Source organism: Nocardia sp. NPDC058499, from assembly GCF_042719915.1.
Taxonomy (GTDB): Bacteria; Actinomycetota; Actinomycetes; order Mycobacteriales; family Mycobacteriaceae; genus Nocardia.
Window position 1 is genome coordinate 75,450 of sequence record NZ_JBHXMZ010000015.1, and the last position, 24,177, is coordinate 99,626.

Here is a 24,177-nt window from a genome sequence, read left to right on the forward strand (position 1 = left end):
CGCGAACGATTCTCGTTGCGGTGGCTGCACGAGCGAGCGGCCACCTGCCCCCGGTGGCTTGCGAAACCGTACGGCTGCGTCGAATATCGCTGCCGTACGGACAACCTATCCCGGGTCGAGTACGCGTTTCAGGAATCGGCGTGTTCGTTCCTCCCGGGGCTCGCCGATAACCTGGTCGGCCGGGCCGTGCTCGACGATGGCGCCCTCGTCGAGGAACAGGACCTGATCGGCTACCTGCTGGGCGAAGCGGATTTCGTGGGTGACGATCACCATCGTCCAGTCCTGGTTGGCGAGGTCTTTGATCACCGCGAGCACCTCGCCGACCAGTTCGGGGTCCAGCGACGAGGTCGGTTCGTCGAACAGCACAACGCGGGGTTTCAGGGCCAGGGCGCGGGCGATCCCGACGCGCTGCTGCTGGCCTCCGGAAAGCTGGAAGGGGTAGGCGTCCGCACGGTCACCGAGCCCCACCTGCTCCAGCAGAGTCTCGGCTGCGGCGACGGCCTCTTCCCGGGGCCGCTGCTGGGCGACGACGGGGCCTTCGATGATGTTTTCCAGCACCGTGCGGTGCGGGAAGAGGTTGTGGGACTGGAAGACCATCCCGCTCTGGGCGCGGAGCCGGCTCGCTTCCCGGCGCCCCGCACGGCCACGGGGTAGCCGGGCGAAGTCGATCTCGACATCGTCTATGCCGATGATCCCGCGCTCCGGGATATCCAGTGCATTGAGGGAGCGCAGCACGGTTGTCTTGCCCGAACCCGAGGGCCCCAGCAGGACGGTCGAAGTGCCGCGCCGAGACTCGAAGTCGAGGCCGCGCAGCACCTGCCGCTCGCCGAAGGACTTTTCGAGGCCTCGGACCCGTATCCGGGCGGGCTCGGTGTCGTGCTCAGTGGTGTCGGTCATTTGGCCACAAACCTGTCGAGTCGGGACTCCAGTCGTTTCTGCGCGGCGGAGAGGGCCGCGCAGATCACCCAGTAGTACAGCGCGGCGAACGTGTACAAGGCGAGGAAGTCGTTGCTCTCGGCCGCCGCGAGCTGGGCCTCACGGAACAGTTCGGTCAGCAGCACCACCGAGCCCAGCGATGTGTCCTTGAGCAGTGAGAGCAAGGCGTTGGACAGCGGTGGCACTGCTGTCCTGGTCGCCTGCGGGAGAACGATGCGGCGCAGTGTCTGCGCATACCCGAGACCGACCGTTGCCGCCGCCTCGAACTGCCCCTTCGGTACCGCAAGAATCGCCGACCGGATCACTTCGGCCGCATAACCGGCCACATTGAGACTGAACGCGATCACCGCAGCGAGGAACGGATCGAACTTCAACCCGATCTGCGGAAGCCCGTAGAAGACGATGAACAGCTGCACGAGCAGCGGTGTGCCGCGAATGATGGAGATGAAGGCGCGGGCAGGTGCGGCGAGGAGGCGATAGGACGATATCCGCGCCAGCGCGACCAGTAGCGCGAGCACGAGACCGATAGCGAAACTCAGTGCGGTCAGCGGAACCGTCACCTTCACCAGTCCGACGAACATCGGCCACGCCGCCCCGCGCAACACATCCCAGGTGCTCCGGGGGCCGCGCCCCTCGGACAGGTCGGCGGTCCCGCCATCGGGTACCGAGACATCGGCCCGGAAATACTTCTGTGAGATGGCGGCGAGTGTCCCGTCCGCCGCCAGCGCGGCGAGTGCCCGGTTCGCCTGGTCGAGCAATGCGGCGTCGCCCTTCCGGAAGGCGAGGACCTGCTCACTGGTCTCCGCTCCGGCATCGCCGGCGATCTCGATGTCCGTGGACCCGGTACTGGCCAGGTAGTCGAGCACGGCGATGTTGTCGTTGACGATCGCGTCGACGCGTCCCTGGGTGAGCAACGCCGCCGCCTGTGCGAACCCTTCGACCGCTTCGACGTTCGCGCCGGCGTCGCGGGCGACCTGTGCCCAGTTGCTGGTACTCGACTGCGCGGTGGTGCGCCCGGCCAGATCGTCCAGTGTCCGGATCTGTTCGTCGCCCGTGCGCCGGACGATCACGCCGCGGGAGTAGGTGTAGGGATCGGACAGCCCGTACTTCGCCCGGCGCTCGTCGTTGATCGATACCTGGTTGGCGATGAGATCGATCCGCCCGGAGTCCAGGGCGGGAAAGATCGCGTCCCACTGTGTTTCGACGAATTCGAGTTCCCAACCGGCCCGGTCGGCAATCGCCCGGACCACCTCGATGTCGTAGCCGGTGAGTTGCCGGTCGCCTGGGTCGTGGAACGAGAACGGTGGATAGGTGCCTTCGGTACCGACCTTCACCACCGGTCGATCCGGGTCCTGCGCCATCGCTACGCCTGCGTGCGTAGCCCCGGCGAGCACCAGTAGCAGAGACAGCACCACGCCTCTGAGTACGTGTCGCATCGGCGACCCTCTCGCATCGGCCGGAACCGGAAACCGGCACTGGAGAAAGATCGTAGTGCGAATCGGAACGCGGGCCCGGTCGCCTCTTGCGATACGGCGCAGGCCGCTCCGTACCGGTGGGCATCCCGATGGCCGACCGGCGGGGCGGGTGCCGGTGCGGAGACCCGGTGGGTGCAACGATCTTTCCGCCGGGCACCGCCCGCGGTGTGCGGGGCAGGAGTACCGCCCCGCACTCGGGCGTCTCAGTCCACCGGGGCGACGCGGATCAGATTGCCGTCGGGGTCGGCGACTACGAAGGTGCGGCCGAAGACCTCGTCGTAGGGCTCGGCGATCACATCGACACCCTTGTCGACCCACTTCCGGAAGTGGTTGTCGATCTCCTCGGGCCCGCCGGGCAGGGCCAGGCAGAGTTCGCTGGTGCGTGGGCCGGTGAAGGAGAAGCCCTCCTCGACACCACTCCACACGGCGAGCTGGATGCCGCCGCCGAGGTCGAACGCGATGAAGCGCGGGGTTTCGAATACGGGCTTCATCTCGAACAGGTCGCCGTAGAAGCGGGCGGCGGCGGCCGCGTCGCGGACGTACACGATGAACATGTTCGGTGTGGTCATGGGGGTGTTCTCCTCTTGCCGTTGTTGTGGACAAGACGAGATTCGCTGCCATACCTGACAGGATCCGGCAGGTTTTCGGAAGAATGTTCGGGTATGACGCCGGATCGCTTCTTTTCCCTGCTGATCGCCCTGCAGTCCCGGGAAATCGTCACCACCACCGATCTGGCTGCCGAACTGGGCATATCGGTGCGGACGGTGTTCCGGGACGTGCAATGGCTGCAGGACGCCGGGTTCCCGATACTGGTCCGGCGGGGGAGAGGGGGCGGGGTGACGCTGCTACCCGGCGGTGCCCTGGACCTCGCCCGGCTCACCCCGGCCGAACGCGACCATCTCGCATTGTCCGGGCTCGACGATGCGCAGCGCGATCAGCTCGGTGGTGGGTCCGACAGCCGGCGGGCCAGGAGCAAGGTGGCGCCGGGGCGGATGCGGCCGGAGAATTTGCTGCCGGCGCATGCGGTGGTCACGACGGACAACCGGCCCTGGTTCGGGCCGCCCGGTGCGGGGATCGGGCCCGCGGAACTGCTGGGTGATCTGCGGCGCGGTGTCCGGTTACGGGTGAACTACCGCCGGTCGAACGAGACCGAGCCGGCCTGGCAGATCGTCGACCCCTACGGTCTGCTGGCCAAGGGTGGCCGCTGGTATCTCGTGGCCGACCATTCCTCCCGGCCGCGCCTGTATTCGCTGGAACGGGTCGCCGGCTGGCGCCCGTTGCGCACGCCCCGGCGACTGCGGCCCGGGGCGACCTTGCAGGCGGTGGCCGCGGAACTGTCGGCGAGCTGGGAAACCGCGGGAGCCGTCCGGATCGAGGGTGAACTGACCGCCGGTCAGCTGGAACGCGCGAAACGTATCCTCGGCACCCGGTTGACGGTCCTGTCTGCGGAAACGGGCGGGCGGGTGCGTATCGGTGTGGCGTGCCGGGTCGTCGAGGATGTGCGGCAACTTCTGCAGTTCGCCGACGATTTCCTGGTGACCGGCCCGCCGCAGGCGCGTGAACGGATCCGCGAGCTGGCGGCAGCGATGCTCCGGCAGTACCAGTGAAAGCCGGTGATGTATGTGGTCGGGGTCACAGCTCGATCGCCGACGAGTTTCCGCCCGATGACCCGTCCTATGCGAGGAACGTTGTATGGAACAAGGAGACCGACTATGGCCGCACAGCCGAAAGGCCCCGCGTCCTACTTCCCGTCCATCGAGGCGAAGTACGGCCGCAGTATCGAGGAGTGGAAGGCCGCCCTGCGTGATTCCGGGCTGTCGTCGCACAAAGAGCTCGTCGAATTCCTGAAGACCGAGCACGGTTTCGGCCACGGGCATGCCAACGCACTCACCCAGCATCATCTGCATCCCGAGAAATGGGCCGCCTGAGGGTTGTGGGCAGCCTGCCGGGCGGGTCGGCCGAAGCGCACGAGGGGTGCCTGCCCGCCGCGGATCATGCCGAACGACGCCGCCGCCGCTGAGTGCGGCGGCGCGAAATCCCGTCGTGCGGGCGGGTCGGGCCGTAGGCTTCGCCGCACCGGCACGAGAGTGGCGGCAGAGACCGGTCACGAGGGATTGGGGCGACGGCATGGCGATTCGGGAGCGACTGGGATTCACGGCGGCCGAACCCGCACCGGTCTACGGTGAACCGTTCGAGACCGCCGACGGCGCGATAGTCATCACCGTCGCCCGCCGCGGGGTGATCAGCCCGGTGATGCGGCCCGCCGGGGTTTTCGTCGTCCGCGACGGCGCCGCGACATGGGTTCCGGCGGTGGATATCAACCGCATCGCGTTACTGGGCGAGCTGATCGGCCTGTTCGCGGCCGTGATCACCAGCCTCGCGATCCTGCGCCGCCCACCCTGGCCCGACCTCGGCCGCCACTCCTGCGACTGACCGGCCCGGGTAACGGATATCAGCCGGGTTCGCCGCGCCGCGCCGCATCCAGCAACCGCACCGCCCGCGGGCCCACACCGTGCAGTGCGAGCAGTTCGTCGAGGGGCTCCGGTAGGTCGGCGAGGGTCCGGTAGCCCGCGTCGATCAGCGCACCGGTCGCGGGGCGGCCGATCTTCACGCCGTCGAAGACCGGGCCACGGTCCTGCGCAGCACTCACGCGTGGTCAGTATTCCAGGTCGGGCCGGCCGGTGGTGATCGGGAACGGGAATTCGATCCGGGCCCCCCACTTCGCCGGCGGGGCTGGATTGCCGGGTTGCCGCTCGACCGTCCAGTTCGGTACTCGGTAAGATCATCCGGTCCCATCCAACCCGGCAGCAACCATGGGTGGAAGTCCGGTGTGAATCCGGCGCGGTCCCGCCACTGTGATCGGCATCGACTCGGTGCCGTAAGTCAGGTCGCTCAGCTGTCCGGCTCCGGTTCGAGGCGTGTGACCTCGGAAAGGATCGCTGTGTTCCGGAAGAACCCACTGCTGCGCAGACTGGCCGTGGCGGCCGTCTCGGTCTGTGCGATGCCCACGCTCGCTGCCTGCGGTGAGGCGGTGCCGGCGACCGAGAGCCCGGGGACGGCCGTTCACTTCGTGGACGCCGGTAACTGCGGTATCACCACCGAATACACCGCACCGCCGAAGCGGGCCGTCACCCTCACCTCGAACGCCACCGAAACGATGCTCGAGCTCGGGCTCGCCGATCGGATGGCGGGTACCGCCTATATGCGGGGCCGCGATATCGCCCCCGCATACACCGACGCGTATCAGCGGGTCCCGGTCCTGTCCTCGGAGCAGCCGACGATGGAGCAACTGATCGCCACCGAACCGGATTTCGTCTATTCCGGCTACCCGGACGGATTCAGCGAGAAGAACGGTCACACCCGCGAGCAACTCGGTGAGCTGGGCATCAAGACCCACCTCAATCCGGAGGGATGCGCCACCGGCCCGGTGCGGCTCGACGATATCTTCACCGAGATCACAGTGATCGGCAAGATATTCGGGGTGCCGGATCGAGCGGTTGCCTCGGTCGATGCGCTGCGCGCCCGGCTGGACGCGGTGCGCGGCCGGCTCGGGAATCGGGAACCGGTACGGGTGTTCCTGTATGCCTCGGGGACCGACAGCGCGGCCACAACCGGAGGAAACAGTATGGCCACCGCGCTGATCGAGGCGGCCGGTGGCGTGAATGTTTTTGCCGATATGCCCGAGCGCTGGATGAACGTGTCGTGGGAGCAGGTCGCCGAACGGGCTCCGGACGTGATCGTGGTCCGGGAGGAGGGAACCACCCCGGAGTACCGGTCACCGTCGGTCGAATCGAAGGTGGCCACCCTCGAAGGAGTCCCGGCCATCGCCGACACCCCCGCCATTCGGGACCGGAAATTCGCGACGATCACGCTGTCGCAGCTGCAGCCCGGACCGTACTCGATCGACGGCGTCGAACATGTGGCGCGGCAACTGCATCCCGACGCGTTCCGGTGATCGGGTACCGGCGCACCCGGCTCACGGTGGTCGCGGTGGCCGCCGGAGTGCTGCTGGTCGTCGTAGCGATCGCCGGCATCCTGGTGGGTTCGGTGGGAATCGACGCGGCGACAGCGGTGCGGATCCTCGCGCACCGGATCACGGGCCCGGGCCTGGTGGAACCGGACTGGACCCGCTCCCAGGACCTGATCATCGCAGACACCCGAGTACCCCGGGTGCTGCTCGCAGGTGTAGTCGGCGCCGGTCTGGCGTTGGCAGGTACCACCATTCAGGCGGTAGTCCGCAATCCGCTGGCTGGCCCGGGAGTTCTCGGCGTCTCCTCCGGTGCGGCAGTGGGTGCGGTGACAGTGCTCCGGTTCGGTCTCGGAACGCCGGCGGTTCTGCTGCCGCTCGCGGCGTTCCTCGGCGCACTGGCGGCGATATTCGTTGTCCTTGCGGTCGCGGGTCGGCGCGGCAGTGTGGAGCCGGCCAGGCTGGTATTGGCGGGCACCGCGGTATCCGCCGTGCTCAGCGCGCTCACCTCACTGATGGTGTTGACATCGCCCGATGAAAGCCTGGCGGCGCAGGTGTTGCAGTGGACCCTCGGCGGGTTCGGCGGCGCGCGCTGGGACCGGCTCGTGGTACCGGCGATTGTGCTCGTCGTCTCGTGCGCGGTGCTGGTTCCGCTGGCGCGCAACCTCAACGTGATGCTCGCCGGCGAAGAAGGCGCCACCGCGCTCGGCCTGGATGTGCGCAGGTTACGTTTCGGGCTGATCGTGCTGTGCGCGGTACTCACCGGGGCACTTGTCGCGGTGAGCGGCGTCATCGGCTTCGTGGGTTTGATGATTCCGCATATCGCGCGAATGCTGGTCGGTTCCGATCATCGCCGGGTGTTGCCGGTTGCGGTGCTGGTAGGCGCGATGTTCACCATCGCTGCCGACCTGGCCGCGCGGACCGTGATGATTCCGGAGGAGATCCCGGTGGGGATCGTGACGGCGCTGGTCGGCGGCCCGTTCTTCGTCTGGCTGCTGCGGCGCACGGGGAGTCGCTGATGCTTCGATTCGATCGGGTGACTGTGCGGGCCGGTGCCGCGACCCTCGTCGATACGGTCAGCCTGGATATCGCCGACGGCGAGCGGGTCGCGCTGGTCGGGCCGAACGGTAGCGGCAAATCCACGCTGTTGCGCACCGCCTATCGCGCCTGCCGGCCGGTTGCCGGTTCCGTGCTGCTCGACGGCCTGGATGTATGGCGTTCGCCGGTACGTGCGGTGGGGCAGCGGACCGGTGTGGTCACCCAGCAGCATCTCGCCGATTTCCCGCTCACTGTTTCCGACGTCGTCCTGCTCGGCCGCGCCGTGCACAAGCGGATGTTCGATCTCGACACGGCGCACGATCGCGCCGTCGTGATCGAAAGTCTGCGGACAGTCGACCTCGAGGAGCGCGCGAACACTGCGTTCGCGACGCTGTCCGGTGGTGAACGCCAACGCACCATGGTCGCGCAGGCATTCGCCGGCCGGGCGCCGGTGCTGCTGTTCGACGAACCGACCAATCATCTGGATCTGCGCCACCAGCGCGCGCTGATGGAATCGGTCCGCGACCACTCCGGCACCGCGGTGGTCGCGCTTCACGATCTGCAGCTGGCCGGCCGCTGGTTCGATCGGATCGCGGTACTGGACCACGGAAAGCTCTGGGGGATCGGCACTCCCGCCGAGATCCTGACCCCGGACCTGCTGTCGGAGGTGTACGGAGTGCAGGCGGATATTGTCGCGCATCCGGTGGACGGGACGCCGCTGGTGGTGCTGCGGTGAGCGGCTGGGGTGTGCTCACCCATGTCGACACGGGCGTGACCGCTTCCGAGTCCATAGCCCACGCCGTCGAATCGGCCCGGGTGGCGGAATCGCTGGGTTACGACTCGTTCTGGGTTGCCCAGCACCGCTTCGGGCATCAGGGTGGGGCGGTGCCCAGCCCGTTGATCCTGCTGGCGGCGGTCGCGCAGCACACAGAACGTATCCGGCTGGGTACTGCCTCGATCGCAGCCTCCTTCGAGGAGCCACGGCGGCTGCTGGAAGATGCTGCGGTGCTGGATGTCCTGAGCGGTGGCCGCCTGGAGCTCGGCTTCGGCAGCGGATCCTCACTGCAGGCGTCGCAGGCCTGGGGTCTCGACCACGAGCGGCGGCGCGACCAGTTGTGGGCGACGGTCGATGCGGTTTCCGAGGGGGCAGTGCGTGGTATCGGCAGCGACAGGCGGTCGGCGGTCGTACCTTCGACGCTGGGGTTACGGGACCGGATGTGGGTCACCACGGGAAGTGATGACGGGGTACGCGCCGCCGTCGAGCGAAAGCTGGGGTTGATCGTGGGCCGGCGCGCGGTCGACGGACACGGGCCACGGGCAGAAGATTCCCGGGTTGCGGACTTGATTCGCAGATACCGGGCAGGGGCCGGCCGAGGTGCGCGCGTCGCGGTGTCGCGGCCGATCATCGCCACTACCGACCCTGAGTTCGCGCAGCGGCTCCGCGAGTGGGAACAACAGTCGCGCCGGGCGCGGAAGGCGCCACCCAGTGTGCTGATCGGAAACCCGGACGAGGTCGTGACCGCGCTCCGCGATGATCCGGCCTGCGGGCTGCTCGACCATATCCTGGTCCATACCCGACCGCTCTCGTTGGTGCCGAGAGCCGCGACTGCGAGTCTCGAACTGATCGCTGAGCGGGTGCGGCAGCAGTCGGCATCCCTGTTCCACTCGGGTAGCTGACCGTTTCCCGAGCCGGGCCCGGGATTCATCCGTTCGCTGAACCGTATTCAGGTGCCTTCGGGAAACGGGGGCGTGCCGCGACAGATCGCCTCGAAGTGGCGCCAGGCGAGTTCCGGTGCGACCGGGTTCGTGCGGTCGGTGACCGTGGTGAGCAGGCCGACAAGTGCCCAGGACAGTGTGGTGACGGTGAGGTCGTCGGCGCGAGGGCCGGACTGCTCGTCGAGATGTTCGCGCAGGATGGCGGCCACACTGCTGCGATACCCACGCAGGGCCGTCGCCGAGGCCTTGGGCCCGATCAACGGTTCGTATACCTGCGGATAACGCGCGGCCAGGCCGATCATCACCCGGACCGGTGCCCAGCGGCCGCGGTCGGACGAGCGGGCGATCTCCTGGCGCAGATGTTCACCGCAACTCACCACGAGCAAATCGTCTTTGTCCCGGTAGTGGGCGTAGAACGTGGAACGCCCGATATCCGCCCGCGCGATCACATCGCTCACGCTGATGCGGTCGTAGGCGCGCTGCATCATCAGCTCGATGAGGGCGCGGTGCAGAGTCTCCCGGGTGCGCCGGACCCTGCGATCAGGGGTGCTCATATAGGTCATCCTCGGTGGACAGTTTCGCCCGACCTGTCCGGTAACGGACAGAACGGGCATATATGATTCTGGTCGACGGCGGCCGCGGTGGCGACGATCGACCCATGACATCAGATCAGCACACCCGCAGCCCGATGTTCGTCGACGCACCCGATACCGGCCTGGTCATCGAGGGCATGCGGCGATACAACCTGTTCACCACCGTATGGTTCCTCGGCCGGCATCGCCGGTTGCTCGCCGAACTGGTCCGGGCGAGTGGTGCCGAACCCGGCGACGATGTCGTCGATATCGGTTGTGGTCCAGGGAAACTCGTTCGCGCACTGGGAACGCGGGTCGGGCCGCGGGGCAGTGCGGCCGGTATCGACCCCTCCGCCACCGCCATCGACTACAACACCCGCCGTGACACCCGCCCGAACCACCGCTACCTCCGGGCCCCGGCCCAGGAACTGCCGCTGCCCGATGCTTCCGTCGACGTGGTGACGTGCACTTTCGTTATGCATCACATTCCGGAGGAACACCGGGAGGCGGCGATCGCCGAGATGTGGCGGGTGTTGCGGCCGGGTGGGCGGTTGCTGCTCGCCGATGCCCGCCCGACACCGTGGATGCGCTTCCTGTTCGGCCGGTCTGCGGATTCGCGGCACGGCACTGACCCTTTCGAGGCCATCGACATCCGGCGCTACACACCGCTGTTGAGTGCAGCCGGATTCACGGGCCTCGGCTACTGCCGGAATCGTCATATGACCGGGGTTGCGATGGGTACGAAGCCGAACTAGCGCGGAGCCCTCCGAAAACTTCCCAACAGTGATAACTGCGGTCTGTTGTGGAAGATTGGGTGGGTCCGACAGGCCGAAGGAGGAGTGTTGTCGCTGTTGATGTCGCGCGCTGGCACGGTGCGAGCTTCGGTAGTAGCGATCCGAGGGTTGGCCTCGTCCGGCCAGCAGCGAGTTCCGCAGTCTTCCGAGGGGGTGGAATGAGGCACCCGGAGACCGTCGAGGTGCTTGCGCAGGGGCGCGCCCTCGGCCATGCCCTCGCAGATATGCTGGAGCGGGTGCAGGGGATTCGGGTCCGACGGCCCTCTCCGAGTGGCCGGGTGATCCCGGAAGTGGACGGGATATTTCGACTGACCGACCTGTACATCGCGCCCGGCACAGTCGCACACTCGGCCGGCAGCCGAGAACTGGCTGTCGACATCATGGCTGCCATCAACGAAAGTACGCTGGACGCGGCACGGCGGCACAAACTCGCCATAGCGGAAACCGACTTGCCCGATATACCCGAAGTGCCATGGGTGCCGCGGCGGCTGCGCTAGCCGGGCGTCGACTGTCCGGCTCGCCGGGCGTTGGATGCCGGCGGTGAGTGCCATGGAAGTAGTTGTATCACCAGGTTATTTCTCGCATGGTCAGCGCTTTTTCGAGGTTTTCAACCCCGATTACACGGTCGGTGTGGCGTGCAGCATGTCGGGAATCATCGTCGGATTACACCTGAGTGATGAAGTACTCGACGAGTCCGATGAATGGCTGGCTACCGAGATCCTGCGGCTTGCCCGTCTTGCGCGTATGAAGTCCGAGGTAGGGCGGCGTCAGGCACTGCTCGACGATGGAATGTTGCCCCACGCGGTGGAGGCACGTGGGCTGCCGAGCGAAGCGGACTACCGTCGTGCGGAGGCGGCGGAGTTCGGCGAGTAGCACTGATCCGGCACCGCTACTCACTGGTCTCCAGGTCTCGTCGCGTCGGCTCCCCGACAGTGGGGATACAGGACAATTGATCTGCGAACGCGAGAAGGAAGGCTTCAGCAGATGGCGGCACGCTTCGATCAAACTCCGGACGATGTACGCCACCGTGCCGGAGGAAAACATCGGGTGACACCTGGCGTTCGCGCCCATGCCGAGGGGGACGCCGACTATCCGGAGCAACTGCTCATGGCCGCCGGCTTCGGTGCGTATGGCGCTGTGGAAAATGTACGTGAAAGACGCGAGAACCGCCGGAGGAACCTGACATTCTTTGCGGACGGAATTGAAGAATCGGGCGATTCCGGGTATCGCGGAGCCGTTGATTTCGAGAATGGCGATGGCGACGGCGAGGTAAGGGTGAATCGCGTAACGGACGACGTATGAGTACGTCACGCGCATGACACTGCGAGATGTGGTGCTCGGAATCCGGCTTTTACGGGATGGCCGGAGGGTGGAAACCAGCGGAATCCTCAATTCTGAGGGGGGCTTGTGACAGAGTATTACGTATATACAGATGACGGTGAGCGCGAAACACCGGATTCGCAACCTGAATCGGGATACTTCTACGAGCAAGACGAAGTCGGCGGCAAGGTCACCCTCTGTCAGATCGACCCATGGTCCGGTCAGAGGGTTGTCGTCGATACTTTCGACGCGGGTGAATCAGAATATCTGGTTACAAAAGATGGCAAGGCCTATAATAAAGAAGAAAGTAGCGAGTACACAGACGCCGATAACAATCCGGATACTCCTGACGTCAATACCGACACGTATACTGCTGGTGACGAGCGGCAAGAGGACGACGACCCGGTATCGATAACCGAAACTTTCGGCGATAATTACGAGCACAAAAAATCCAGCGATATTTATGCGGAGAACGATAAGGGCGATTGGGTTTATGCGTCATATGAAGATTTCCCGCTGAAGATCCAAAAACCCACGAGTAGCATCGGTGTAGGCCCTTCGGGTGATTTAATAGATGCGATCGACCTCGCAAATCTACAGTTGAAGTGGTTGAGCCGTCAGTTGGGTACAGGAGATATCAACAAGCCGGAATACCTCCTGGACCCCAAGGGTGACGACAAGCACTTGGACGATAACCTCGATGAGGAATTCAGCACCAATCTGGCTGCCGAAGGGGATTCGGCAGTGGCCGAGATGGAGGCGAACGGCCGTATGGGGGACCTGCTGGACGACTGGCGTGATATCGACGCAAGGTTCGACGGTATGGTAGTCAAAATCGATCGTTACAACTTGGAAGCGTACCAGGACGTATTCGACAAAGTTCAGGACATCAACGAGGCAATGGCCCTCAGTCTTGTGGGTAGTTACAAGTTCAGTGAGGACGACGATGATGACGAGTGGGCCGAGCAGTTGGTCGGGTCCGGTAAGAGTGGTCTCACCGAAGGCGAAGAGCAGAAAAATGGGGAAGTCAAAGACGACGACCCGAAACTAACTGAGGTCGGAATACAGCATGTCGTCGAAGAATTAGAACTCTACGAGATAATACGACGCGGAGTGCTCGACTGCACCGCTCGGGTGGATATGTACGTCAAGGATGCGGAAAGCCTCGCCGAGGATGACCCCGAGTGGGCGAAACGTGTCGATGACGGTAAATGGCACGCTGGGAATGATCCGGAATCGGAGAAGCCGCCCGAAGACGGTGGTGGCGACGACGGTGGTGGCGACGACGGTGGTGGCGACGACGGTGGTGGCGACGACGGTGGTGGCGACGACGGCGGCGGAAACAACGGCGGCGGAAACAACGGCGGCGGAAACAACGGCGGCGGAAACAACGGCGGCGACAGCGAGTTCGACTCGGGTAGCGATCCTGATGCAGGTGCCGACACCGATACCGATCCGAGTGCTGATCCCGACGCGGAACTCGCGGCATTGGGCGACGATTTCTCGAATATCCTGGGAGGCTCTGATTCCACGCCGGAAGGTTCGGCCACGGAGGATCTGCTCGGTGGGGGCGAGGAGGACAAACCCTCGAGTCTCGAGGACCGGGTGATGGAGTACATCAACGGCGACACCGGAAATGCGGGTGGCGGTGCTACGCAGGCTCAGGCGCCGGCTCAGCCGCAGCAGGCCGGTATGGACCCGTCCACGATGATGATGGCGCCGCTGCTGGCCAACGCCATGGGCGGCCAGGGCCCGTTGGGCGGGGGCGAGAAGGGCGAGGACAAGGGCAAGGACGATGACGACCCGCGCCGCGACCAGGATCGGCAGGTTCCCGGTCCGCCGCAGCAGTCTCCGGGCGTGCCCGTCACCGCCGACCCGGGCGTTGCCACCGCTCAGCCGGCCGTCGCTGCGCCGACCGATACCGGGGCTCCGCCGATAGTCAGTACTCCCGGCGCCACTGTGGACTGGCCGATGCCCGGTGACCCGGAGACGAAGATCAAGGTTCCGCAGGGTGTTTCCGATGCCCTCACCCGGCAGCAGGGTAATCCTGCGATTGATGCGGGCACCGCTTATGCCGGGACACCCGGGGAGCAGACCGTCGAGCATCCTTGGCAGGTGGTCGATGTATCGGCCCTGCGGACGGGTGATGTGATCGCGTGGGAGAACCACAGCGCGGTTGTCGTCGACAACGGTAACGGGCCGCACTATCTGGAGAACGGCCAGTTGGTGCCGCTGAATCAGAGCAATCTGGACAATCCCCAGTACGGGAAGTTCCAGAACTACTTCCATCCGACCGGCCTGGATGCCGCCGGTGGCACGAATATGCAGATTCCCGAGGCGCCCACGGAGATGCCGGAGCCGAAGATCACTGCATCGCAGCCGCCCGAGCCGCCACCGATCCAGGGACCCGAGCAGACGTAGGCGGTTGCCGGTCATCGTGGGGTAGCTGGACGCGGTGACCGGCGTGCGGGAGGTGGGAATGCTACTCTCCGCTGAGATCGCCGGAGGGAGGCAGCCATCACCGCATTGTGGATCGTCGTGTTGATCGTGGTACTCGTCTTGGCGGGCATCGTGGCATACCTGCTCATACAGCGCCGGAGTGCGCCTGCCGCGCCACCCGGACCGGTCGACCCGTTCGCCGACCAGGACTCCGATGCCCTGCGCGGTGACCCGCGGGCGCTGAAGGCCGGCGATATCGCCGATATCTTCGGCGAGACCTACACCGTGCGCGGTTCGTTGCGGCTGAAGGAGGGCGGCTACCAGTGGAGTGAGCATCTGCTGGACAACGCCAAGGGCATCCGTAAATGGCTGTCGGTGGAGGAGGATCCCGAGCTCGAGCTGGTGCTGTGGACGGAGACGCCGGGTATCCCGGCGCCCGGTGGTGACGAGCTCGAGCACGACGGGAAACGGTTCCGGCTGGAGGAGTCGGGTACCGCCCGCTATATCGGGGAGGCGACCACCGGGCTCACTCCGTCCGGGACGGTGGCCTACTACGACTATCGCGCCGAGGACGGAACTCGCCTGTCGTTCGAGGATTTCGGGGATTCGGGGAAGAAGGAAGCGGCAATCGGGCAGCTCCTGTACCGAAGTGCGATTATGATCTATCCACAGTCGCCGTCTTGAGTAGCTGCATTACCGGACGGGCTGGGTACCAGACGGGGGAAGGTTTTCTGTGAGTCGTAAATCGTGGGTGGTCGCTGCTGTCTGCGCGATCCTCGCCTGTGTGCTGTCCGGATGTGGCTCCGACGACGACGACGGTGATGGCGCGCGCTCCTACATCACCTCCCATTACACCCGTGCCGCGAATCTCGACGAGAAGAACAACGGCCGGGCCTATACCGCGAGCAAACAGCCGGGTGCGGTCGCCGACGAGATCACCAAGGCAGCGCGGCCGCTGGACCGGCGTTCGAGTGGACCGACGACGTTCCTGCAGTACCGCGACGACATCATCGCGATCTCCCCGTACGGTTCCGGATCGAAGATCCTGGTCGACGACTACCGCAACGGTTACCGGCGCCACCACGCCTTTGTCAGTGTCTTCGGCTGGCCCAGCGATAACAGCGGCTTCCGCGGTGGCGGTTCCGGCGACGGAAAATAGGCTCCGCCGCGCGACCTATCGACCCCTTCCAGGAGGAAACAATGCTCCAAGACCTGCCCGCGGACGCCGGTGCCGCGGCCGCCTACTCCGGCCTCGGCATCGTGCTGATGGTGCTCGGGTTCGTCCTGGTGGATGTGCTCACACCCGGTAACCTGCGCCACCAGATCTGGGTGGAGCGCAACCGCAACGCCGCCCTGCTGGTGGCCGCGAACATGCTCGGTGTCGGCATCATCGTCGCCACCGCGATCTGGACCTCCGGTGGTGCGATCGGGCAGGCGCTGATCTCGAGCGCGGTCTACGGGATCATCGGCCTGGTCGCGATGGGCCTGGCGTTCCTGGTACTGGAATTCGCCACACCGGGCGAATTTCGAGGTGTGGTGAACGAACACGAACTGCATCCCGGGGTGTGGGTGAGCGCCGCGGTGCATATCGCGGTCGCGGCCGTGGTCGCCTCCGCACTCACGTAAAGGTGTCGGCGAGCACTCTGACAGCCGAACAGCCGCCGGTGGAACCCGGCGGCGCGGCAGCCGACTCCGCGGTACAGCCGCCGGGAGTCCCCGGGAGATTCCCTCGGATCGCCTTGCTGATCACCGTTTTCGTCTGCGCCGCCTGCGGTTTGGTGTACGAACTGTCCCTGGTGACACTGGGCAGCTATCTGATCGGTGATACCGCCACGCAGGCCTCGATCACGCTGAGCGTGATGGTGTGTGCGATGGGGATCGGTGCGCTGGCCGCGAAACCGCTGCGGCATCTGGCGGCGCCGGCGTTCCTGGCGGTCGAGATCGCGCTGGCGCTGGTCGGCGGGTTGTCGGTGCTGGGCCTGTACGCCGCCTACGCCTGGCTCAACCTCTACACCGCGGCGCTGGTGGTGGCCTCCTGCGTGATCGGTGCCCTGGTGGGTGCCGAGATTCCGTTACTGATGGAACTGCTGCAGCGTATCCGCAAACAGGAGGCGGGCAGCGCGGTCGCCGATCTGTTCGCGGCCGATTATGTGGGCGCGCTACTCGGTGGTCTGGCGTTCCCGTTCCTGCTGCTGCCGGTGTTCGGGCAGATTCGCGGCAGCCTCATCGTGGGTGTGGTGAACGCGCTGGCCGGGCTGGCGCTGGTGTTCATCTGGTTCCGCGCGGATCTATCGCATCTGGTCAAAGCGACCTTCGGCATGGTCACCGTGCTCGTTGCGGGTGTCCTGATCGGCAGCTATATCTACGCCGACCGGTTCGAAGCCACCGCCCAGCAGGCATTGTTCGCGGCACCGATCGTGTGGCAGCACCAGACCGAATACCAGAAGATCGTGCTCACCGAATCGGCCTCACCGTTCGGCACCCGCGACACCCGGTTGTTCCTCAACGGCGATCTGCAGTTCTCCTCGGTCGACGAGTACCGCTACCACGAGGCGATGGTGCATCCCGCGCTCGCCGGAAACCGGGAGAACGTCCTGGTCATCGGCGGCGGCGACGGGCTCGCCCTGCGCGAGATCCTGAAATACCCGGACGTCCGTACCGTTACCCTGGTCGAACTGGATCCGGTCATGATCGACCTCGCCCGCACCGACCCGCGGCTCACCGAACTCAACCGGAACTCCTTCGCCGACCCCCGCGTCCGGACGGTCACCGCCGACGCCTTCACCTGGTTGCGCACCGCCCATCAGGAATACGACGCGGTGATCATCGACCTGCCCGACCCGGATCAGACCTCCATCGCCAAGCTCTACTCCACCGAGTTCTACGCCATGGCCGCCCGGGTGCTGGCCCCGGAAGCCACCATGGTGGTGCAGGCGGGTTCACCGTTCTTCGCCCCGCACTCCTACTGGTGTATCGCGGCGACGGTTCGTACGTCAGGGCTGACGGTGCTGCCTTATCACGTGGATGTGCCGAGCTTCGGCGATTGGGGTTTCCTGCTCGCCACTCGCGACCCGAACCCCGAACTGCGTCTGGACCCACCGGCTCCGCTGCGGTCGATCGACCGGACGAGTCTGCAGGCGGCCAAGGTTTTCGCGCCCGACCGCCGCGATACCGGCGAGCAACCCTCCACCTTGATGCACCCGGTAATCCTGGACCTGGCGCGCAAGGAATGGGTGTAGGACCCGGGCGCCGACGGTGTCCAGCCGGCCTTCGATGCGCCGGCCCGGCTGAGGCTCGAAGGAGCGGAGCCCCGCACGAGAACTCAGTTGGGCGGTTGCCAATTCAGCACGGGTGCCAAGCCGCGCAGCGCCGGGCCCGTGGGCGTCAATCGCATGACCGCATCGCGTATCACCACCGCCGGGGCCCAGGACGCCTGGAGCGCGGTTCCCATCCAGCGTGACAACCGCTGCAGCGGTTCGACCCGCGCCCGCCGGAGCCGGTCGTATTCGGCGAGGGCGGACGGGATATCCCGGTGCCGGTCGAGCAGTGCCGCCACGGTGACCGCGTCCTCGATGGCCAGATTCGCGCCCTGCCCCAGGTTCGGTGTCATGGCATGGGCGGCATCCCCGAGCAGGGCGACAGGCCCGCGCACATAGCTGTCGAGCCGTGGCAGTTCGTAGATATCGTGCCGCAGCAGTGTCGCCGGATCGGTCGCGGCCAGCAGATCCGGGATCGGATCGTGCCAGTCGGCGAAACGCCGGCGCAGCTCGGCGAGTTCGCCGCCCGGGCTGTCGGCACCCGCGGGCATGGTGGCAGAGCCGTAGAAGTACACCCGGCCGTCCCGCAGCGGGGCCATACCGAAACGGTCCCCACGCCCGACGGTTTCGCCGCCGGAAGTGACGGGCGTACGGGGCCGGACGATGGACCGCCAGGCGGTGTAACCCGCGTACTCCGGTGGCGCGGCACCGGGCCAGTGCAGGGCCCGGACAGTGCTGTTGATGCCGTCGGCACCGAACACCAGATCCGCCTCGGAAGTACCGAGATTGTGCCGGACCCGGACCCCGTTGTCGGTGATATCCACGGCGTCCACTGCCGCGCCGAGCCGGACGGGTTCGTCCCCGAGCGCGTCGCGCAGGATCTCGAACAGGTCGGTCCGATGGATCATCACCAGATCGCCGTAGCGGTCGCGGACTCCGGAGATATCGGTCCGTGCCAGCCACCGGCCGGACGGGTCACGCATCCCCGCTTCGGTGGCCGACAGTGCCTGTTCCCGGACTGCCGCTCCGATGCCTACCGTATCCAGTCCTCGTAAACCGTTGGGCCACAGACTCAACCCGGACCCCGCCGGCCCCACCTCGCCGGCTCGTTCGAGGACTTCTACCTGCCAGCCGCGCTGCCGCAGCGCGACAGCCGCGGTGAGCCCCGCGATACCTGCCCCGACCACGACCGCCCGGTGTTGCTGTCTGCTGGATTCGCCGGTCATCCCCACCTCCCGTATCGGGCACCGTTGCCCGTCCTGGCTCGATTATGGCGCGGGCGCAGCGGGTGAGCGCTGTGTGATTCGACTCGTTCGAGTCGCCGCGGAGCAGGTGGACAGCTTCGTGCCGAGCCATCCGCGGTATCCGATGCCCGATTCCCGCCCGCGGATCGGAATATTCGGTCGGCAGTGCCGCTGATGAACCGCCAAGAGTTCCGCCCGCGGCTGTGCGCGGACCCGGGCCGCTGCACCGTCGGCTCCACTGCGCCCATACCTGAGTTGCTCGATGGGTCCCGCGGACATATGCGTGGTCCGGCAAGACCGTAGACCGGGGACCCAGTGCGGGTACATCGCCGGGTTCGTGGGAGGAGCACCGGGTCGGGAGCATGTCCGAAATACTGATCCCGGAGTCAGCCGGGATCGGCTGCCGTGGGCGGGGCCGCGGTGACGGGGTCGGTGGATGAGGCCGGGGCGGGTCCCTGGCCGGTGCCGTTGGCCGGTGGGGTGGTGCCCTCCGTGACTCCGGTGGTAGACGAAGGGGCGGTGGTATCGACCGCAGTCCCGGTGGACGAGGACGCGGTGGTATCCGTAGCTGATCCGCCCGAGGGAGAGATAGCGGTGCCGTCTGTGGGCCCGATTGGGGACGAGGTCGCGATGGTGCTGCCGGTGGCGTCGGCGCTGCCGTCTTCCGCTACTTCCTCACCCTCTTCTTCGGTCGTGGTCACCGTGGTTTCCGGAGTCGTCGTCTCCGGCGTGGTTGTGACCGGCGTGGTCGTTTCCGGAGTTGTGGTTTCGGATTCAGTGGGTTCGGCGGTTGTGGTGGTGACCGGTGGCGACGGAGTCGTGGTGACCGGTGGTGGTGGCGGGGGCCCGCTGGGTTGTGGTTGGGGTTCGGTCCACACCGGCGGGGGGTCCGCGACCGGACCGCCGGGCACCACCGGCGTGACCGGCACCGATTCCGTGACCGACACCGGCGGCGCGAGGGCGGGCGGCGGTCCAGGGGGCACCGGACCAGGTGTGGACGGGGCCGGCCGGCGGATGGTCGAACTCAATGCCGGGGGAGCCTTCTCAGGGGTTTCGGTGACGAGTGTGCTGTTGTCCCGGGTGAGGGCCAGCGCCGATGTCCCGGCGACGGCGAGCGCCAGCACGGACATCACGATAATCGCCCGCCACGGTGGCCGCGGAGTCGGAGCGGCGCCCGGCCTGGATTCCGGAGTCGCAACCGGAGTGGGGTCCGCAAACGCGATCGGAGTGGGGTTCGAAAACGCGATCGGGGTGGGGTCCGGAGTAGTGATCGGGGTGGGGTCCCGCGTAGTGATCGGAGCCGGGTTCGCCGTCGGCACCGGAGTCGGTTCCGCGGGGCTTACCGGCGTGCCAGGGGGAGAAGTATGCGGGTCTCGAGTCTCCGAATCTGGGGTGGCCGGAACCGATGCCGGTGCTGTGGTGGCGGGAACCGGTGCGGCGGCGGGAACCGGTGACTCTTCCGTCGGTGGTTCCCACAGCGCTGCCCGGGCGGCGGCTGCCAGTTCACCGGCCGTTTCGTAGCGGTCTCTGGGGTACTTGGCCATACCCTTGGCGATCACGGCATCGAACGGTCGCGGCACACCGGCATTCGACGGCAGCGGCGGTTCGTCGTTGAGGTGCGCGGCAATCTGCCGTTGCATACTCTCGCCGCGGTAGGGCTTGGCCCCCACCAGGCATTCGTAGAGAACACAGGCCAGCGAGTACACATCCGAACGAGTGTCCGATTCGTCGTCCGCGAGCCGTTCCGGGGCCATATAGGCGAAGGTGCCGATCACCGCGCCTGTGGTGGTGACGGTGGTGTCCTCGTCGCTGCGCGCGATCCCGAAGTCGATCAGATAGGCGAAACCCTTCGGGGTGACGAGGATATTGGACGGTTTCACATCCCGGTGCACGAGTCCTTCGGCATGCGCCGCATCGAGCGCCGCGGCGATCTGCGCGATCACCTCCACCGCTTCGCCGGCTTCCAACCGATCCCGCTCCGCGAGCAGCTCCGCCAGATTGGGTGCCTGCACCAGTCGCATATCCAGGAACAGCCGGCCGTCGATCTCGCCGAAATCGTGAATCGGCACGATATGCGGTTCGGCCAGCCGCGCGGCGACCTGGGCTTCGCGCTGGAAGCGTTTGCGGTACAGCGCGTCGTGGGCGAACTCCCGCGCGAGGACCTTCACCGCCACCAGCCGGTCGGTTCCGGTGTCGTAGGCGCGGTGTACTTCCCCCATGGCTCCGGCCCCGAGTAGATCGAGCAGCCGGTAGCGACCGAACGGTGTTCCTTCCACGAGCAACGGATACCACATCCTGTGACCGTTCACAGCACCCCATATGTGCGGGGTCGGCCCGTGAAAATCGGTGAAATAGCTGGTTATTCGGGATATTTCGGTTATTCGGGGGGTTCGTCGGGGGTGCTGGATTCGATAGCCGGATCGGCGAACACCCGGGCCGCCGAGCCGGTCAGCCGGGCGGCGGCCGCGGCGCCGACCCGCAACGCGAAACGACCGGCGTCGGGGTCGAGCGCGATGAGCCCGTATTCGCAGTCGACCTCGTCCTTGGCGAGGTCCAGCGCACGCAATGCGTCGGCCAGCACCGAGCCCGGTGGCAGATCGACGGTGAGCAGCGGCATGAGACCAGATTACGCCCGGGCGGCCGTTTTCTGGAGTTCGGCGAGCAGGGCGCGGGGTTCGGCGATCCCGTATCCGTGATCGTGATCGAATCCCGCACCACCCCGGTCGGCCGCGGTGCCGTGCAGCAGTTCGCGCAGCCGGGCCGACGGGATCTGTGTGGCCGGCCATCTCGTCCGGAATGCCGCGACCACCCCGGCCAGCACCGGGCACGCCGCGGAGGTCCCGGTATCGGGTGTATCCGCACCGAAGGCGGTGGAACCGAGGAAATGGGTGTAGGAGCAGATATCGGGTTTGCGGTCGGCCAGCCGGCCGGGCCCCTGCGACGAATACCCCACCCGCTGACCGCCGGTATCGACACCGGCCACGGACAGGACATTCGGATGGGAATTGGCCCCGGTGATCGGCCGCTCGGGGTAGGCGCAGCGCCCGTCCGGGCAGTCCCGTCCGCAGTTACCGGCGGCGAAGAGAATATCGGCGCCCGCGGCATCCAGCGATCCGACGATGACATTGAAGGGATGGCCGGGATTATCGGAATAGTTGCCGGGATCGCCCACCGGGAAATCCCATTGCGGTGAGAACGCACCCCAGCTGTTGCTGATCACCAGAGCGCGGCGATCCTCCGGCTGCTGGGTGAGCACGGTGCGCAGATGCGCGAAAGCGGCCAGGGCATCGGAGAGCAGACCGTCCATCTCACTGCCACCGGTCCGGGAACTCTGCAGCAGCGGGATATCGAGGAAGGTCGCGCGCGGGGCCGCGATCAGCGCGTCGAAAGCGCACATGGTGCCGTGCCCCACGGCGAATTCACCGGCCTTACCGGTTACTCCGGCCGGATTCCAGCTGCGTGCGGTATCGACGGTGATCTCGCCGCCGCTCGCCTCCCGCACCTTCCCCGCGTTGATCCCGGAATCGAGTACGGCCACCGCGACACCCTCGCCGGTGAGCCCGGCCGCGGTGAGTTCCGCGCGACCCAGCAGCTCGGCAACCTTGTTCCAGTCACCCACCGCGCCGTCGTCACCGCAGGTGAGCACCGGTTCGATCACCGGATCCGAGAAGATACCGGCCACGCCCGCGGCGCCGGCGAGCGCCTCGCGGGCGGCGCGATCACCGTCGGGGATCTCCCCGCGCACCAGATACGAGCCGGTTCCCTGCTGCGCCGTATCGCCCACCGCCCGCGCGCCCGGCGGCAGGGCCACCGGGGCGAATCCGGAGTCCAGCGCGAACCCGGGGAGTTCGCCGGCGAGATCGGTGGCGGAAATCCCGGTAGCCGAACCGGTTGCGGCGGAGAGTTGTTCGGGGGCGGGGCGGAGCTCGATCACGACTCGCATGCCCGCAATGGTGCCTCGCTACCGCGGACATGGCAATCGGAGCGCAACCCCGGCCGATCGTCCCGCGGCGCGGTTGTCTCCCGCCGGTTTCCGGATTCGCCCGCTGCCGCTGTTGCGAGTCCTTCTTCAGCGAGCCTGGATGCGGTGGGCCGCCAACCGGCTGAGCACGGCCTGGTTGGCCTCCCAGCCGTCGGGGAATTTCACCGGCACACCCAGATAGACGGGTTCGGCCGACGGGTGCGCGTCCAGGAGTTCGTCGATCCCGCGGCGGCCCACGACGATACACGCGTGCCTGTGCCGCGACGCCAGTACACACAACCGCCCGGCTTCCAGGTGAAACGCGCCGGCATCGCGGCGGCCCGAGAGCGGATGCAGGATGACCGTGACATCGTATTCGCGGCCCTGCAGCCGGTTCGCCGTATCGACGGTGACCTCGGCGGCGATCGTCGCAGCCAGCGCGTCCCGCACCGCCTGGGCCTGGTCGCGGTGCGCGGTGCCGACGGCGATCCGGGTCGCGTCGATCTCCCGGGTGCCCTGTTCGGAATGGGCGATACCCCCGCGTTCCAGCAACCGGCAGGTGAGGTCGGCGATGGCGGCCACCGCTTCGGCATCGGTGCGCAGGGTGTGCCGGGCGGGCAGTTCGTAATAGGCCCAGCCGTGGACCGCGGCCTCGTCCAGCACCTCGTCCACCGGACCCCGCAGACCGCGGGTGCCGAATTCCATCCGCCGCTGCTCCGGCCGGGTCCCGGCCTGGAACGGGGCGAAGGGGTAGAACGCGGCGGAGACCACCGACGCCGCTGAGGGCGGTAGCCGCCACGACACCGGCAGTGTGTGCACGGGGATACCGTCGTTGTGGTTGAGCATCACCGCGACCGCACTCATGGTCGGATCCCAGGACAGGCCCGCCCAGCGGTCGGAATCGACCGTGGCGAAGGGGTCGAGCTGACCGGGATCTCCCACGAACAGTCCACGGTCGAACCGGTTCGCGATACGCAGCAACATATCCGAACGCATCTGGTACGCCTCGTCGACGATCGCGTACGACCAGCGGCCCTCGTCCAGGGTGGCCCATTTCGCGGCCGTGCCGATCACGATCGCGCAGCGCTCCAGGTCGGCCGGGCGGTTCGCGACATCCACGTTCGCGCGGTCGATCCGGGCACTGGGCCGGTAGTCGCCGGCGGACAGGCGCCCGATCCGCAGTTCGGGATCGGCCGTGGCGAGGCGATCGATGAGGTCGTCGACCTGTTCGTTGGTCTGCGCGACGATCATCCGCTGCTCGTCGTCGGCGGCCGCCAGCTGCCGGGCCGCGCGCACCACCAGCGTGGACTTCCCGGCGCCGGGCGGTGAATCCACCACCAGCGCCCGGTGCGCGGTGTTGTCGAGATCGGTGAGAATCGCGCCGATCACCGCGTCGGCAGTACTCATGACTGCGCCTCGTTTGCGCTCGGTTCCCTCGTGCGCACGTGCGCGCTGTGC

General features: G+C 66.7%; 26 protein-coding genes and 1 riboswitch. Of the genes, 16 read left to right on the forward strand and 10 right to left on the reverse strand.

From position 1 onward, the window contains the following. Positions 1 to 105: 105 nt before the first annotated feature. The 3 genes from ACFWPH_RS31255 to ACFWPH_RS31265 form a co-directional block, all read right to left on the reverse strand. Positions 106 to 897: an amino acid ABC transporter ATP-binding protein gene (locus ACFWPH_RS31255; RefSeq protein WP_378755828.1), complete on the reverse strand. Its 792-nt coding sequence runs from the start codon at positions 895 to 897 to the stop codon at positions 106 to 108. After that, positions 894 to 2,372, reverse strand: coding sequence for an ABC transporter substrate-binding protein/permease (locus ACFWPH_RS31260; protein WP_378755830.1), 1,479 nt, complete (start codon positions 2,370 to 2,372; stop codon positions 894 to 896). Before ACFWPH_RS31260 ends, ACFWPH_RS31255 begins: the two co-directional genes overlap by 4 nt. A 242-nt stretch (positions 2,373 to 2,614) precedes the next feature. After that, positions 2,615 to 2,980 (reverse strand): VOC family protein, encoded by a 366-nt coding sequence (locus tag ACFWPH_RS31265; protein WP_378755831.1) that lies wholly within the window; start codon positions 2,978 to 2,980, stop codon positions 2,615 to 2,617. Between the two features lie 93 nt (positions 2,981 to 3,073). Between ACFWPH_RS31265 and ACFWPH_RS31270 the strand changes: the two genes are divergently transcribed. The 3 genes from ACFWPH_RS31270 (at position 3,074) to ACFWPH_RS31280 (ending at position 4,844) form a co-directional block, all read left to right on the forward strand. Beyond that, a complete protein-coding gene (locus ACFWPH_RS31270) occupies positions 3,074 to 4,018 on the forward strand; it encodes a helix-turn-helix transcriptional regulator (protein WP_378755832.1) in 945 nt (314 codons plus the stop codon). Positions 4,019 to 4,123: 105 nt separating this feature from the next. After that, on the forward strand, positions 4,124 to 4,339 hold the full coding sequence (locus ACFWPH_RS31275) for a DUF4287 domain-containing protein (protein ID WP_280415792.1): 216 nt from the start codon (positions 4,124 to 4,126) through the stop codon (positions 4,337 to 4,339). 199 nt (positions 4,340 to 4,538) lie between these two features. Next, positions 4,539 to 4,844 (forward strand): hypothetical protein, encoded by a 306-nt coding sequence (locus ACFWPH_RS31280; RefSeq protein WP_378755833.1) that lies wholly within the window; start codon positions 4,539 to 4,541, stop codon positions 4,842 to 4,844. A gap of 19 nt (positions 4,845 to 4,863) precedes the next feature. Here ACFWPH_RS31280 and ACFWPH_RS31285 read toward each other — a convergent pair whose 3' ends face one another. Continuing rightward, complete coding sequence (locus ACFWPH_RS31285; protein WP_378755834.1) at positions 4,864 to 5,061, reverse strand: helix-hairpin-helix domain-containing protein; 198 nt, start codon at positions 5,059 to 5,061, stop codon at positions 4,864 to 4,866. Positions 5,062 to 5,227: 166 nt separating this feature from the next. Further along, positions 5,228 to 5,305: riboswitch (adenosylcobalamin (AdoCbl) riboswitch) on the forward strand. A 47-nt stretch (positions 5,306 to 5,352) separates the two neighbouring features. Here ACFWPH_RS31285 and ACFWPH_RS31290 point away from each other — a divergent pair. Genes ACFWPH_RS31290 through ACFWPH_RS31305 form a run of 4 tightly spaced genes read left to right on the forward strand, consistent with a single transcriptional unit; the run spans position 5,353 to position 9,093 of the window. Beyond that, positions 5,353 to 6,366 carry an ABC transporter substrate-binding protein gene (locus tag ACFWPH_RS31290; RefSeq protein WP_378755835.1) on the forward strand — a complete coding sequence of 338 codons (1,014 nt, stop codon included), beginning with the start codon at positions 5,353 to 5,355 and terminating at the stop codon, positions 6,364 to 6,366. Beyond that, the gene (locus ACFWPH_RS31295; RefSeq protein ID WP_378755836.1) at positions 6,363 to 7,397 is read left to right on the forward strand and encodes a FecCD family ABC transporter permease; all 1,035 of its coding nucleotides are present in this window, start codon (positions 6,363 to 6,365) and stop codon (positions 7,395 to 7,397) included. The genes ACFWPH_RS31290 and ACFWPH_RS31295 overlap by 4 nt, the downstream gene beginning before the upstream one ends. Then, positions 7,397 to 8,152: an ABC transporter ATP-binding protein gene (locus ACFWPH_RS31300; RefSeq protein ID WP_378755837.1), complete on the forward strand. Its 756-nt coding sequence runs from the start codon at positions 7,397 to 7,399 to the stop codon at positions 8,150 to 8,152. Before ACFWPH_RS31295 ends, ACFWPH_RS31300 begins: the two co-directional genes overlap by 1 nt. Then, positions 8,149 to 9,093, forward strand: a complete 945-nt coding sequence (locus ACFWPH_RS31305) for an LLM class flavin-dependent oxidoreductase (protein ID WP_378755838.1) — start codon at positions 8,149 to 8,151, stop codon at positions 9,091 to 9,093. Before ACFWPH_RS31300 ends, ACFWPH_RS31305 begins: the two co-directional genes overlap by 4 nt. A 47-nt stretch (positions 9,094 to 9,140) precedes the next feature. On the opposite strand, the gene ACFWPH_RS31310 is transcribed toward ACFWPH_RS31305, so the two are convergent. After that, positions 9,141 to 9,686 (reverse strand): TetR/AcrR family transcriptional regulator, encoded by a 546-nt coding sequence (locus ACFWPH_RS31310; RefSeq protein WP_378755839.1) that lies wholly within the window; start codon positions 9,684 to 9,686, stop codon positions 9,141 to 9,143. Positions 9,687 to 9,790: 104 nt separating this feature from the next. On the opposite strand from ACFWPH_RS31310, the gene ACFWPH_RS31315 reads away from it, so the two are divergent. The 9 genes from ACFWPH_RS31315 to ACFWPH_RS31355 all read left to right on the forward strand — a co-directional run bounded on the left by ACFWPH_RS31315 (position 9,791) and on the right by ACFWPH_RS31355 (position 17,496). Then, on the forward strand, positions 9,791 to 10,459 hold the full coding sequence (locus ACFWPH_RS31315; protein ID WP_378755840.1) for a class I SAM-dependent methyltransferase: 669 nt from the start codon (positions 9,791 to 9,793) through the stop codon (positions 10,457 to 10,459). A gap of 197 nt (positions 10,460 to 10,656) precedes the next feature. Beyond that, complete coding sequence (locus ACFWPH_RS31320) at positions 10,657 to 10,995, forward strand: hypothetical protein (RefSeq protein WP_378755841.1); 339 nt, start codon at positions 10,657 to 10,659, stop codon at positions 10,993 to 10,995. Positions 10,996 to 11,047: 52 nt separating this feature from the next. Then, a complete protein-coding gene (locus ACFWPH_RS31325) occupies positions 11,048 to 11,371 on the forward strand; it encodes a hypothetical protein (RefSeq protein WP_378755877.1) in 324 nt (107 codons plus the stop codon). Positions 11,372 to 11,482: 111 nt separating this feature from the next. Then, positions 11,483 to 11,800 carry a hypothetical protein gene (locus ACFWPH_RS31330; RefSeq protein ID WP_378755842.1) on the forward strand — a complete coding sequence of 106 codons (318 nt, stop codon included), beginning with the start codon at positions 11,483 to 11,485 and terminating at the stop codon, positions 11,798 to 11,800. Positions 11,801 to 11,905: 105 nt separating this feature from the next. Further along, the gene (locus ACFWPH_RS31335) at positions 11,906 to 14,239 is read left to right on the forward strand and encodes a hypothetical protein (protein ID WP_378755843.1); all 2,334 of its coding nucleotides are present in this window, start codon (positions 11,906 to 11,908) and stop codon (positions 14,237 to 14,239) included. Positions 14,240 to 14,356: 117 nt separating this feature from the next. Further along, complete coding sequence (locus ACFWPH_RS31340; RefSeq protein ID WP_378755844.1) at positions 14,357 to 14,941, forward strand: DUF4178 domain-containing protein; 585 nt, start codon at positions 14,357 to 14,359, stop codon at positions 14,939 to 14,941. A 49-nt stretch (positions 14,942 to 14,990) separates the two neighbouring features. Further along, positions 14,991 to 15,416: a DUF4247 domain-containing protein gene (locus ACFWPH_RS31345; protein WP_378755845.1), complete on the forward strand. Its 426-nt coding sequence runs from the start codon at positions 14,991 to 14,993 to the stop codon at positions 15,414 to 15,416. A 41-nt stretch (positions 15,417 to 15,457) separates the two neighbouring features. Then, positions 15,458 to 15,883, forward strand: coding sequence for a DUF350 domain-containing protein (locus ACFWPH_RS31350; protein ID WP_378755846.1), 426 nt, complete (start codon positions 15,458 to 15,460; stop codon positions 15,881 to 15,883). Positions 15,884 to 15,921: 38 nt separating this feature from the next. Next, positions 15,922 to 17,496, forward strand: coding sequence for a polyamine aminopropyltransferase (locus ACFWPH_RS31355; protein ID WP_378755878.1), 1,575 nt, complete (start codon positions 15,922 to 15,924; stop codon positions 17,494 to 17,496). Positions 17,497 to 17,579: 83 nt separating this feature from the next. On the opposite strand, the gene ACFWPH_RS31360 is transcribed toward ACFWPH_RS31355, so the two are convergent. From ACFWPH_RS31360 to ACFWPH_RS31380, 5 genes are all read right to left on the reverse strand, one after another. Next, on the reverse strand, positions 17,580 to 18,740 hold the full coding sequence (locus ACFWPH_RS31360; protein ID WP_378755847.1) for an FAD-dependent oxidoreductase: 1,161 nt from the start codon (positions 18,738 to 18,740) through the stop codon (positions 17,580 to 17,582). 404 nt (positions 18,741 to 19,144) lie between these two features. Beyond that, a complete protein-coding gene (locus tag ACFWPH_RS31365; protein WP_378755848.1) occupies positions 19,145 to 21,034 on the reverse strand; it encodes a protein kinase in 1,890 nt (629 codons plus the stop codon). A 101-nt stretch (positions 21,035 to 21,135) separates the two neighbouring features. Beyond that, positions 21,136 to 21,375, reverse strand: coding sequence for a hypothetical protein (locus tag ACFWPH_RS31370; protein ID WP_378755850.1), 240 nt, complete (start codon positions 21,373 to 21,375; stop codon positions 21,136 to 21,138). Between the two features lie 9 nt (positions 21,376 to 21,384). Then, positions 21,385 to 22,701: a S8 family serine peptidase gene (locus tag ACFWPH_RS31375; protein ID WP_378755851.1), complete on the reverse strand. Its 1,317-nt coding sequence runs from the start codon at positions 22,699 to 22,701 to the stop codon at positions 21,385 to 21,387. Between the two features lie 126 nt (positions 22,702 to 22,827). After that, on the reverse strand, positions 22,828 to 24,126 hold the full coding sequence (locus ACFWPH_RS31380) for an AAA domain-containing protein (protein WP_378755852.1): 1,299 nt from the start codon (positions 24,124 to 24,126) through the stop codon (positions 22,828 to 22,830). Between the last annotated feature and the right edge of the window lie 51 nt (positions 24,127 to 24,177).